Below are 12,313 nucleotides of genomic sequence, written 5' to 3'. Positions count from 1 at the left end.
ATCTGAAATATCTTTCTCCTTAAATTGTTCTCCATAATTTTCTCCTTCTTTAGTACTTCAAATTAATATTACCTTAAATAACTATTTTGCATTTAAGATTATAATACTTTTTTCAAATAAAACTAGTTCATCATATACCTTTTCAGCTATTTCAGCTATTTCAACATTACAATTAGCAGAACTTCTTACATAAATTTCATACTGTCAATTGTATTTTAAAATTTATTTTAATTATTTCTCCACAACAAATACATCATGATTTATATTTATATATCATTCAAAACAAATAATCATTTGTAAAACCTTTCCTAACATAAGCCTACCACTTTTGACAATTTTCCTAATAATTATATAATAATAGTATATAAATGTTTACTATTGAATTTTAATTCAAAAAATTATAATACATCAAGGAGGAATCTATAATGGATAAAATTGCTTTTATAGGTGGTTTACTTATCGATGGTACTGGAAGAGAGCCTGTTAAAGACTCTTTAGTATTAGTAATTAACAAAAAAATTGAATATGCTGGTCCTAAAAAGGATTTTGAAGATGGTTACAGAAAGGTTGATATATCAGGAAAGACAATTATGCCTGGTCTTATAGACACTCATTTACACTTCTCTGGTAACCTAACAGATGACGATAGCGATTGGGTTTTAGAAGATCCTATTCAAAAAACAGTTGTTGCAGTTCAGCAAGCTCATGAATGTCTTGAACATGGCTTAACTACTGTAGGTGAGATTTCACGTTCAGGTTTACATATTCGTAATATGATTGAAGCAGGAATTATGCAGGGACCTCGTATAGTTGGTACTGGTTTAGGTTTTGCACGTACTTGTGGACACGGCGACTCCCACAGACTTCCTTCATGGTATAATGATGAGTCACATCCATGGGCAGAGCGTGTTGATGGACCTTGGGAACTTCGTAAGGCTGTTAGAAAAAGATTAAGAGACAATCCTGATGCTATAAAAATCTGGTCAACAGGTGGTGGTATCTGGAGATGGGATAAAAAACTTGACCAACACTATACTTTTGAAGAAATTCAAGCTGTTGTTGATGAATGTAAAATGGTTGATATCCCCGTATGGTCACACGCTGAAGGATATGGCGGAGCACTTGATTCAGCTAGAGCTGGTGTTCACTTGATTATTCACGGACAAACTCTTAATGATGAATGTCTAGATATAATGGCAGAAAAAAACATTTATTTCTGCCCTACTATTCAATTCCTTAATGAATGGTTTAAATCATATGCCCCACAATATATTCCTGAAGTACATGATAAGTACCCAGGAGATACTGTTTCAGAAAAAGAATTAAATCGTGTTTATGCTAACCTTAGAAAAGCTAAAGCTAAAGGAATAGGCTTAACCATTGGCTCTGACTCATTCTGTTCAAGCCTAACACCATATGGTACAACCGCTATTGGTGAAATGTATTCCTTTGTTGAAAAAGCTAATATTTCACCTATGGATACAATAATGGCTGCTACTAAAATAGGTGCTGAAATGCTTAAGGTAGGAGATATTACAGGTACTCTAGAAGAAGGAAAATTTGCTGACCTCCTAGTTATAGATGGCAATCCTTTAGAAAATATTCGTGCAATAGCTGTTAGAAATATGGATATTATTATGAAAGAAGGTACTATTATAAAGAACTCCTTTGTAAAAAGTACTTTCTAAATTTAGTCTAAAATATATGAGACTGTCGCATTAAATACCATTAATGCGACAGCTTACATTAATATAAAAACATTTTTGCAAATTAATGATTATTACGTTTAATCCATTCCTTACTACTTATTACATTACTAAATCCCAAGCTTTGAGCAATCAAAGTAGCTTTATGAAGATCTTTGCTTCTTATATTACCAATCTCATTACTCACATCTATAGTTCCTGTAGCATCTGATAAGAATTCAACATAATAACCTTTATGAAAAGCTTCTCTTGCCGTTGTATCACAACACATTTGACTCATATATCCCGAAATAACAACTCCTGTTACATTCTCTTTTTTCAATATTTCTTCTAAATTAGTTTCATAGAAGCTACCTGGTTTAGTTTTTTCAATAAGATAATCATAAGATTTCTCAAGAACCTTTGAATGGATATGCCATGAATCTGAATTTTTAATAAATGTATCGCCATGAAGACCTGTATGCTGAACAAGTATAATAATCATATTATTATCTTTTGCATAATCCATTACTTTCAATATATTATTAAAGCTGTTATTAGGGTAAGTTACTTTTAATTTACCTGTAAAATATTCATTTTGAACATCAATTACCAATAATGCTTTTTTCATTTTTATTCCACCTTCACATTTAATTATTTAATTATATTTGTTATAATAATCTTATCTTAAAGTAAGATTGAAATGTGAAAGAAATTCATTAATTTCCATTTAAAAATGAAAGGATTTTTTAATTTATGTTTGATGAAATAGATTTAAAAATTTTAGATATGTTAAAGATTAATTCAAAGATATCACTTAAGGAAATTGGCAAACGTGTTCACTTAACTCCACAAGGGGTATCCAATAGAATTATACGACTTCAAAATTTAGGTATTATAACTCAATACACTATATGTACTAATAATTATTTATTGGGTAAAAATATTACTGCATTTATTACTATTTTTATGAAAACAACAAAACATGATAAATTAGTAAAATTTATAAAAACAAATACAATTATAACTGAGGCACATAGAATTAGTGGAGATGGGTGTTATTTATTTAAAGTTGTATGCTCTAACATGGATGAACTTAATTTATTACTTGATAATATTATGGAGTATGGTACTTATAGATTAAATTTATCTACTTCTACATTAAAAGAATGAAAATCATTAGAGTTTGCAGATTTAAAAGGATAATTTTATTTTACGTATTATTTATTTAAATAGTCCTCCAATGTAATTTTATTATCATAGATATACTTAGCTGCCTCTTTCCCAACATATCTAATATGCCAAGGTTCATAGTCTATACCTGTTGAAGTTTTCTTTCCCTTAGGATACCTTATAATAAATCCAAATTTATAACAATTTTTAGCAAGCCAATCCGCTTCTTTAGTTCCCTCTACAAAATATTTATCTTTATTAGTAATATCAATACATAATCCTGTTTGATGTTCACTAAAACCAGGCTTAGCCACATATGAATCTGCAAGTTTTCTTCCCTGAGATTTTACTCTATTATTATAAACCTTTTCTTGAGATTTATAAGATCTATAAGCCGAATTTCCAAGTAATGTTACTCCTTCATCTTTAGCTGCCTTTACCAATTTTTCTAATGGTTTTGCCATAATTCCTGCTACGTGTTTTTCTTCATTAGCTGAATTACTTGAAAATTTTATATTAGGAATAGTTAAACCTTCTGGTATATAATCCTTACCCAAGCCATTTTGATCGTTTACTAATAATAGTTCTTGACTCTTCTTATTTATAGTTTCCTTAGTTAAATTATTCTTGATATCTGAAATATTGTAATTTTCTTTAAGCACTGTATTCACTAATATATATATAGCTCCGAAAAATATTATAATTAATGATAAGATTATTTTAAACACTTTTTTCATGTCCTCTACTTCCTTTCCAATGGTATACTTTTATTGTAGAGGATAGAAATTACGATACTTATAAAAGTTTCTTAAAAAGTCTTACAATTATATTTCGTATATTACAATTGTATTTCTAAAAAATTACAAATAATAATAAGCATTCTTTTTTACGCCTTGTTCATGATTTCTATTTTTTATTTTACAATACAATAAAAATCACAAGTGGTTTACTTCACTTGTGATTTTTTCATTAATTCTTATTTAGACAAAGAATCTAAATTATATCATGTTTTTAGAAATTATGTACTTCTTATTAACTCCAAATTCCAACCTTATACTTTTTCTGAGTTTTGTTTACTTTAACCAAACTTGCACTAAAGGCTAATATCCATATTACAGGTAAAATGCATCTTAAAATTTCGTTATCAGTAATACTTTCTCCTCCTAGCATAAAAGTTGATAATCCAATTATGATATAAGATTTTCCAATAGATTTAGAATATTCAATTATATTCTTTTCATCAATATTAATATTTTTATTAAACAAGCTTATTTTTTGTTTCTTCCAAATTAAAATTCCTAATATTATAAATATAATTCCAATAAATATAATTAAAGAAAATAAGAACATTTTCAAAATCAAGTCCCCTTTCTATAATTGTGTATACTCTTAAATTCATTTTTATTCATTTATTATAGCACATTCACAGTAATATTTTAAATAAAAATCACAGAACTTATATTATTTTAGGTATCTTTATGCCTCTTCTTGTATAATATTACTTATATTATACTCTTCTTCTACCTTTTCATCTTTTATATATAGAATAATCCCTACAAGCCCAATTGCAATCAAAATTCCAGCTATCCTAAAAGATACATTCATTCCATGAATACTAGCTGCTACATGGGAATTCACATTACTACTTTTAGCTGCATTTGTCATAAGAGTAATAAGAATAGCAGAACCAATAGCTCCTGACACCTGACGTAATGTGTTATTAATCGCAATACCATGTGAAATATATTCTTTCTCAAGTGAGTTAATCCCCCATGTTGTAAGTGGAGACCAAATAGCAACTAGCCCTAACATCCTTAAGCAAAACATTATTGTTACATAGATTAATGATGTGTTTTCGCCTAAATAGGAAAATGTAAATGTACCTACTCCAAAGGAAATCATACCTAATATACATAAAACACGTGGCCCATATTTATCTAATAATCTTCCAGTTACAGGACTTAATATGGCAAATAAAAAAGAACCTGGAAGCATTACAAGTCCTGAAGTAACGGCTGAATATCCTCGAAGTGATTGAATATAAATAGAAAGTAATATTGTAGCTGACATCATAGCTGCATAAGCAATACAAATTAATATGGTGCTAACTGTAAAATCTCTACTTTTAAATACTTCTAATTCTAACAAAGGATTTTTAATCTTAATTTGTCTTAAAGTAAAACAAATAATAGACATTATTCCAACTATTAAAGGTATATATGTAAGCCTACTTTCCCATCCGTAGCTTCCTTGATTACTTGCACCAATTAATATCCCACCAAATCCTAATGTAGATAAAATAACAGATATAATATCTAACTTGTTGTCATCATTTGTTTCTCCCACGTTTTTTAATGCAAATATTGCTACAATAATATCTAAAAGAGAAATAATAGCAAGCATATAAAATAGACTTCTCCAGCCTGAAAAGTCTATTATAAATCCAGAAAATGTAGGTCCAACTGCGGGCGCAAAACCAACTGTAAGGCCGTATATTCCCATAGCTTTTCCTCTATTTTCCTTTGGATATAAATTTAATATAACAACTTGCACCAATTGGGCTAAAACCCCAGCCCCTATTGCTTGAATAATACGAGAAATTATCATAACACTAATATTTTTAGCACATATAGAAAAAATACAACCTAATAAAAAAAGTCCTAAAGCTGAAATATATAATTTTCTTGTACTGATTTTGTTTACTAAAAATGCAGTAGTTGGTATAATAACTCCCAAAATCAATAAATAAACAGTAGTTAACCACTGTCCAATATTAGCATCAATATTAAAATCTTTCATTATAGTAGGTAATGCAGAAGTTAATACTGTCTGATTAAGTGAAGTTAAAAAAGATCCTACTATTATAATAATTACAATTAAATTTCTTTCTCTTTTGCTTATACTACCTGTTTTGTTCATTAAATTTCATCCCCTAGTTTATTTTTTAAGTTATTTAATATTGAAACCTCCTCTTTTAATGATTTCTCTTTTTCTAAAAATGCAAGTAATGCATCCATCATTAAAGAATTATATGATTCTGTTTTGGCTTCTTCTTGTAACTTGTTTACTGCTTCTATAAGTTTCTTTTGATTTATAAGATTATCATCTTTTTTAATAATTTCTTTTAAATTTTTTATCTTTTCTAAAAAAAGCGCTTTTTCAGCTGAATAAAGCTTATTCTCTACATCATCTACTAAAAAATAAATATCTGTTTTTTTAATCATAGGTTCCTTATCTTTTAATTTTTCAATATTAATATCTATGACTCTTATAACATATTCTCCAACAAAATCTGCTTCAAATTTTTCATCTTTAAGACGCATGATTAAAATAAATTCATGTACTAAACTATCTATTAAAAATATAAGTTCCCATATAACCTTATCTATATCCTTTCCATATACAGCTTCTAAACTTTTATAATATTCATCTAAGATTTTGTTTTTTCTTATATTTTTAAATTTACTTATAGGCTCTTCACCTTTACACTCTGAGAATTTTTCTATAATCTCTATGTTAAGCTTGCTGTCATAAAGTAGATACTCCCATATAAGAATTATCTTCATTTTTAACTTCTCTTTATTATTAATTTTAGAATCATCATCAATTTTCTTCGCATTGTTTAAAAATTTCTTATTAGAATATAAAAGTATTTCATTTGCCAAATCCTCTTTTGTTGAGAAGTATTTATAAAAAGTAGCTTTAGATATCTTGCACTTTTTTACTATTTCATCTATTGAGGTAGCTTGAAGTCCCTTTATATTAAAGCATTCCCTTCCTACATCTATAATATTTTTTTGTTTTTCATCCATAATTTCACCACCTAAAACTCTTTAGTACTTCTTAGTACTTGTAAGTACTAAGAAGTACTGAACAAGTATAACTCTTTTCTTAATATAAATCAAGGTAATATTTATACTATTTCACTTAAAAGCTTTTAACATTTATATTATCTATCCTTTTTATAAAAGATAAAAAACTCTTTAAATTCTATAGTTACACATAAAAATATCTAATAAAATTTAATATAATATAAAAAGATAAATGTAAATATAAAGTTTAAAATAAAAATGACTGAAACTAAATAAAAATCACAGATGATTATGTATCTTCTGTGATTTTTTAGTTAATTGTATACAATCTTATTAATTTTTTATATTAATTTTTGTTTATTCATTTCTAAAACTAATATATGTGAAGTTTCATTTGCCTCAATTAAAATATCCTCTTCTGTTATTTCCATTCCATCTCTCTCATTCACTTCAATCCCATTAATTAATGAATTTCCTTCTATTTGAACTAAATAGGCCTGCCTTCCTTGATTTACTGGAAATTTAATATCCTTTCCTTTCTCAAGCTCTAAGGAATAAATATTTAGTTCTTGGTTTATTTTTATTGGTGCATTTCCCTCTTTACTTGAAACCATATGAAGCCATTTGTTTTGCCTATCAGTCCAATTAAATCTGTAATCACCATAGTTAGGTTTATATCCTTGCTTATCTGGGAAAATCCATATCTGCAAAAGTCTTAATATATCTTTGCCAAGGTTATGCTCACTATGAAAAACTCCTGTTCCTGCACTCATATATTGAACATGACCACTAGTTATAGTATTTTTATTTCCCATACTATCCCCATGAGTAAGCTCACCCTTAACAACATATGATATTATCTCCATATCTTTATGGGGATGGGTATCAAACCCAGTATTAGCTTGAATTAAATCATCATTTATAACTCTTAAAACTCCAAAGTTTATATTATGTGGATTATAATAATCTGCAAAGGAAAAGTGAAATTTACTTTTCAACCATCCAAGATTGCTACTACCCATATTTTTGCTTTCTATTTTTCTTAACATCTTATGTCACTCCTTACTATATCTAAAATCTAGTTCTTTTTAATATTCATGTATATTTTGATAAATACATCTAACTTACTTTTGGTAATATAATAACTTTAAGTTATTATATAATTACACTTCAAATTAAATTAGTCAATAGTTTTTAATAAATAAAGAGAATATCCTGTGATTTCAGAATATCCTCTTTATTTTCTATTATATTAATTAATTCTATTTTTAAATTTCATAAATAATAATTTAAATTTTATTACCTTTTTATAAATTAATATTCTATATGCATTGTGTTTCTAGATAAATTTTTCTAATAATATATCTGTCTCAAATAAATTTTTTGTAATTAAGTTATATATCTCTATTTTAAAATAATTTTTCTAATCTCTTCTTCTATACCCTTATCATATATTCCCCCATGATAGCATATCACCCTATTTATATCATAATCCAAAAACTTTTTAATAGAGTTCAAAGCTTCATCCATATTTAACGTATACTGAGGTAATGCAATAGTTAGCTTACCATTCTCTACCACTAAAGCATCCCCAACAATCATTGATTTGCTTTCTTTATGATAAAGAGAAATATGCCCTGGCATATGACCAGGAGTTGCTACAACCTCAATTCCTCCACAAATATTTAAAATATCTCTATCCTTTAAAGTAATATCAACTTTACAATTTTCTACAGTTTCAAGAATTTTATGAAAAATCTCTGCCTGTGGCTTTTCTTCATCAGGTAATAATTCATATATACTTTCAGCTTGCTGCAACCTCAATGATTTTTTCTTACCTTCAATAAATGGAGCGTCTTCCTTAGATGCTATCACCTTTATATCTGGATATTCTCTCTTAAATTCTGCCACTGCTCCCATATGATCAAAATCATGATGAGTTATGATTATTTTAGTTAATTTATTTAAATTAACATTACTCTTTATCGCAGTTTCCTTAATGATATTTAAAAAATTAGGATATCCACAATCTATTAAAACCATCTCTTTTTCATCTTCTATTATAACTGGAAAAATAGTGTTTGTTCTCTCTCCAATTTTAAACTTTATATCTAGCACTTCAATTTTGCTCATTTTTTAATCCTCCTACTTAATTGCTTATACCATATAATATATCTTTTCTGTAACCTTTGTTAAAGCCATAAATTTCTCCACCTTTCTTAATAAAAAATTAAAATCCCCATAAACAAACAATATCGTCTACGGGGATTACATTTATATAAAATCTTTTATTGGATTTTAATTTAATTGAAAGCATATATTTAACAGCGTTTTAACTTAACTAAAACAAGTATATATATGTCTTTAAAATTATTTCATTTTTATAAAAGAGTTTCACAAAAGATATTGTTCTTACTATACACACTTAAAAAAAGCTCAATAACTAGGCTTCCTTAAAGCATATCAAACTATTTAATTTTAATAGTTTAGTTAAGAACAACTAAAATCATCTCTTTAAATCTCCTTTTCCATAAAATAATCTTTTTAAAAAAGTATACAATACAATATTTTTACTGTCAATAATTTTAAGCCAACAAATTTAAAGCCATTATTTCACTTAATTTTCTTTTATTTTACTTAAACTACTCATTAACTTCATAGTTTAATATATATTCTATATGAAACATTTAACATATTAATTTTCCCTTTTTAATATAAATATTTAATATAGAGGGAGGGGATTTTTTTGTATAATATATTAAAATATGATAGGAAATTTAAAATTTCATTAGCATCATTAATGTTAATAGTTTTGATATTATTTAGCTTATTTATACTTAGAGTTATTAATATTACTTTAAATAAAAAAGGAGCAGATAATCTAGTATATATACAGCTTTTAAACTCAAGTATGCCTGTTATAAAAGAGACCTATTATGATGAACAATCTTACGCAGAAAATAAAACTACTATTTCATCACTTGCTTTAGAAGCAGTTAATTTAAACATATTAGATTGGGTAGATTATAGAATTCCTCTTTTAAAAGATAGTAATTCTAATAATGTATCTATGTTTACACCGTTAAAGCTATATTCTAAAACTATTTCAAAAACTAATACTAAAAATGAAACAAAAAAAATTAAATCTTTAAAAGCTAAGCCAGCTTATAATCCTAGCTTAAAAAAGACTTTAAATCAAGGGAAACCAGAAATATTGCTTTATCATACTCATACTACAGAATCTTATTTACCTTGTAAGCAAGATTCAACAAATAATAATTCTAATGTTGTAGCTATAGGAATAGAACTTGAAAAAGAACTTGAGAAAAATTATGGCATTTCAGTAATACATGATAAAACTATACATTCGATACAATATGATAATAGTTATTATAGATCTGCTGAAACTGTAAAAACATATCTAAAAAAATACGGAGATTTTAAACTTATAATTGATTTGCATAGAGACTCTATGGGAAATGCTAAAAAAAATAACTTTTTAGTTAATATGAATAATGAAAATGTAGCAAAAATAATGTTTACAACAGCCCAAAATAATCCTCATTATAAAGAAAATTTAAAAGTAGTTAATTCGTTAAATACAAAGTCTGCTGAATTATTTCCTGAGTTTTGCCGAGGAATATATACACATAAACGAGGTAAAAACGCATTTAATCAAACTTTAAATAAAAATTCAATACTGATTGAAGTAGGCTCAGAAGGTAATACTATTGATGAAGCAAAGGCTTCATCAAAATATATAGCTAGGCTTATCGCAGAAATTTTAAATAAATAAAATTAACTTATATTATTAAATAATATAATATTGTTTTGAAACTCCATAAGACTTTCAGTTCTAGGCATTACTTTTATAACTATCAATAGTTTTTACATTTAAAATTACTTTTTTAAAATTTGGACACACTAATTTTATAACTTTTTTATATTGGGGAGGCTTTAGAGTGAAGGATTATATAGAAATTATTAATAATGATGAAAAGTTATTTACCCTATATGAAATAATAAGAGTAACTGATAATACATTTTTAATTCCAGATGCATATGTAAATACCGATGGCATAAGGAATTTTGTTAAAAAAGAAATTATTGATGAAGATTTAGAAGGATTAGTAATAAATGAAGGTGATACTATAGCTATAACTTGGTGGGATGAGCGTGGAAGACTGATACAAAGATTAAGATTAGATAGTGCAAATAATGATAGTTTTGGATTTTTAACTGTGAAAAGTCCTGTTGATAATGATGGAAGACATAATATAACTAGCTCAATAGCCAATTTATATAAACATATAAAAGGTGTACACTTTCAATATTACCTTTTATTTAATCATGATGAAACATTACTCTACATGAAAAACTTGGATGAGTTATAATTTTGTTTAATAAAATAACTTTTTATGATATTTCTCTTCTATCATAAAAAGCTATTTTATCATATAATTTATTTTTTCAATATTCATAATTTAAGTTTTTACAATATATTAAATTTATATAATATATTTAATCTCTTTATTTTCGAACAAGGTTTCTATTTCTTTTTTGAAAAATTCTTTTATTGCATCTATATTTTCCTTTGGATAAACATATTTTCCATATCCAAACTGTCCATATTTAAATTTACGTTCTTCATCATTCATAGGAAGTTCATTTTTAGGAAATACTTGAAGTATTATATTTTTAGCAGTTGTAGTATATCTATGGGATATAATTTCAAAGGTTACTGGAAACTTTAAATCTTCTGGAAGTTTATCTTTTAACTCCACTAATAAATCATGATATTCTTCTTTCCAATTAGGATAAATAAATACTGGTGCTATCAAAAATCCAACTGGATACCCTGCTTTAGCCATCTTCATACTAGCCTCTATCCTTTTATCACGAGATGCTGTAGCGTGTTCATATTTATTTATAACTGAGGAAGTATTTATACTAAACCTTACTTCCGTATGCCCATTATGCTCTAAATTGATAAGTGAATCCACATCATTAAATTTTGTTACAAACCTAAATCTAGCATTTTCATCTTTTCCAAAAAACACTATAGCTTTTTCTAAAGAATGTGTATATGGCTCTACAGGTATAGGATCTGAGGTAGCAGCACCTTCAAATATAGTTATTTCGGGTAATCTTTCATTTATATACTTCTGTGCTTGATTTAAAATATCATCTATATTGGCATGAACCTTTGCAAAAGGTTTATCTCCCAACTTAGTATTTAAATAGCAATACTCACACTGCCCCATACATCCTGATACTAAAGGAAGTTGATAATGTGCTGAAGGCTTACAAGTCTGAAACTTTAGACTCTTTTTAACCCCAACAACAAGTGTTTTTTTCCCTTCTTTATATTGAGATGGTACATCTTCACCTGGAATATGTTGCTTTACTTTATTTGAAGTTAATTTTATAATTTTAACCTTATCATTCTCTTTAAATTTATTATAAATCTCTTTACCCAAATCATAATCTAAAGCTTCTTTTTCAAATATAATTCTCTTTGGTATAAACATAATCTTTATCAAATAAATCAATAATAATATGATTTATTTACTCCTTTCATATATATAAATATGCTTTTAAAATTATTATTTGTAAAACCTTTGCTATATATACTAAATATAT

At 26.7% G+C, this 12,313-nt stretch carries 12 protein-coding genes; 4 read left to right on the top strand and 8 right to left on the bottom strand.

What is annotated here, in order from left to right:
- The first annotated feature begins 425 nt into the window (after window positions 1–425).
- Window positions 426–1,688, top strand: coding sequence for a metal-dependent hydrolase family protein (locus BUB01_RS05255; RefSeq protein WP_072985634.1), 1,263 nt, complete (start codon window positions 426–428; stop codon window positions 1,686–1,688).
- An 82-nt stretch (window positions 1,689–1,770) separates the two neighbouring features.
- Here the strand turns inward: BUB01_RS05255 and BUB01_RS05250 are convergent, their stop codons facing one another.
- Window positions 1,771–2,316, bottom strand: a complete 546-nt coding sequence (locus BUB01_RS05250; protein ID WP_072985633.1) for a cysteine hydrolase family protein — start codon at window positions 2,314–2,316, stop codon at window positions 1,771–1,773.
- Between the two features lie 125 nt (window positions 2,317–2,441).
- On the opposite strand from BUB01_RS05250, the gene BUB01_RS05245 reads away from it, so the two are divergent.
- Window positions 2,442–2,858, top strand: coding sequence for an Lrp/AsnC family transcriptional regulator (locus BUB01_RS05245; protein ID WP_072985632.1), 417 nt, complete (start codon window positions 2,442–2,444; stop codon window positions 2,856–2,858).
- A 47-nt stretch (window positions 2,859–2,905) separates the two neighbouring features.
- On the opposite strand, the gene BUB01_RS05240 is transcribed toward BUB01_RS05245, so the two are convergent.
- The 6 genes from BUB01_RS05240 to BUB01_RS05215 form a co-directional block, all read right to left on the bottom strand.
- On the bottom strand, window positions 2,906–3,595 hold the full coding sequence (locus BUB01_RS05240; protein ID WP_072985631.1) for a M15 family metallopeptidase: 690 nt from the start codon (window positions 3,593–3,595) through the stop codon (window positions 2,906–2,908).
- Window positions 3,596–3,890: 295 nt separating this feature from the next.
- Window positions 3,891–4,214, bottom strand: a complete 324-nt coding sequence (locus BUB01_RS05235; RefSeq protein WP_072985630.1) for a hypothetical protein — start codon at window positions 4,212–4,214, stop codon at window positions 3,891–3,893.
- Window positions 4,215–4,334: 120 nt separating this feature from the next.
- Window positions 4,335–5,777 (bottom strand): MDR family MFS transporter, encoded by a 1,443-nt coding sequence (locus BUB01_RS05230; RefSeq protein WP_072985629.1) that lies wholly within the window; start codon window positions 5,775–5,777, stop codon window positions 4,335–4,337.
- Entirely contained in the window at window positions 5,777–6,670 is an 894-nt protein-coding gene (locus BUB01_RS05225) for a TetR/AcrR family transcriptional regulator (RefSeq protein ID WP_072985628.1), read from the bottom strand. Before BUB01_RS05225 ends, BUB01_RS05230 begins: the two co-directional genes overlap by 1 nt.
- A gap of 341 nt (window positions 6,671–7,011) precedes the next feature.
- Window positions 7,012–7,719 carry a pirin family protein gene (locus BUB01_RS05220; protein WP_072985627.1) on the bottom strand — a complete coding sequence of 236 codons (708 nt, stop codon included), beginning with the start codon at window positions 7,717–7,719 and terminating at the stop codon, window positions 7,012–7,014.
- 355 nt (window positions 7,720–8,074) lie between these two features.
- Window positions 8,075–8,803: an MBL fold metallo-hydrolase gene (locus tag BUB01_RS05215; RefSeq protein WP_072985626.1), complete on the bottom strand. Its 729-nt coding sequence runs from the start codon at window positions 8,801–8,803 to the stop codon at window positions 8,075–8,077.
- Window positions 8,804–9,416: 613 nt separating this feature from the next.
- Between BUB01_RS05215 and BUB01_RS05210 the strand changes: the two genes are divergently transcribed.
- Together BUB01_RS05210 and BUB01_RS05205 are read left to right on the top strand one after the other, a co-directional pair.
- Window positions 9,417–10,466: a stage II sporulation protein P gene (locus tag BUB01_RS05210; RefSeq protein ID WP_084108374.1), complete on the top strand. Its 1,050-nt coding sequence runs from the start codon at window positions 9,417–9,419 to the stop codon at window positions 10,464–10,466.
- 166 nt (window positions 10,467–10,632) lie between these two features.
- Entirely contained in the window at window positions 10,633–11,064 is a 432-nt protein-coding gene (locus BUB01_RS05205; protein ID WP_072985624.1) for a hypothetical protein, read from the top strand.
- Between the two features lie 114 nt (window positions 11,065–11,178).
- On the opposite strand, the gene splB is transcribed toward BUB01_RS05205, so the two are convergent.
- Window positions 11,179–12,201 (bottom strand): spore photoproduct lyase, encoded by a 1,023-nt coding sequence (gene splB, locus BUB01_RS05200; protein WP_072985765.1) that lies wholly within the window; start codon window positions 12,199–12,201, stop codon window positions 11,179–11,181.
- Between the last annotated feature and the right edge of the window lie 112 nt (window positions 12,202–12,313).

It is taken from the genome of Clostridium cavendishii DSM 21758 (assembly GCF_900141845.1).
Classification (GTDB): domain Bacteria; phylum Bacillota; class Clostridia; order Clostridiales; family Clostridiaceae; genus Clostridium_AG; species Clostridium_AG cavendishii.
The sequence above is the reverse complement of the archived record's forward strand: the minus strand, read 5'-3'. Positions and strand labels throughout refer to the sequence as shown.

What these genes read in the sequence shown, in the direction of transcription:
- BUB01_RS05255 (WP_072985634.1), top strand. Translation starts at nt 426, where the DNA reads ATGGATAAAATTGCTTTTATAGGTGGTTTACTTATCGATGGTACTGGA.
- BUB01_RS05250 (WP_072985633.1), bottom strand. Translation starts at nt 2,316, where the DNA reads ATGAAAAAAGCATTATTGGTAATTGATGTTCAAAATGAATATTTTACA.
- BUB01_RS05245 (WP_072985632.1), top strand. Translation starts at nt 2,442, where the DNA reads ATGTTTGATGAAATAGATTTAAAAATTTTAGATATGTTAAAGATTAAT.
- BUB01_RS05240 (WP_072985631.1), bottom strand. Translation starts at nt 3,595, where the DNA reads ATGAAAAAAGTGTTTAAAATAATCTTATCATTAATTATAATATTTTTC.
- BUB01_RS05230 (WP_072985629.1), bottom strand. Translation starts at nt 5,777, where the DNA reads ATGAACAAAACAGGTAGTATAAGCAAAAGAGAAAGAAATTTAATTGTA.
- BUB01_RS05225 (WP_072985628.1), bottom strand. Translation starts at nt 6,670, where the DNA reads ATGGATGAAAAACAAAAAAATATTATAGATGTAGGAAGGGAATGCTTT.
- BUB01_RS05220 (WP_072985627.1), bottom strand. Translation starts at nt 7,719, where the DNA reads ATGTTAAGAAAAATAGAAAGCAAAAATATGGGTAGTAGCAATCTTGGA.
- BUB01_RS05215 (WP_072985626.1), bottom strand. Translation starts at nt 8,803, where the DNA reads ATGAGCAAAATTGAAGTGCTAGATATAAAGTTTAAAATTGGAGAGAGA.
- splB (WP_072985765.1), bottom strand. Translation starts at nt 12,201, where the DNA reads ATGTTTATACCAAAGAGAATTATATTTGAAAAAGAAGCTTTAGATTAT.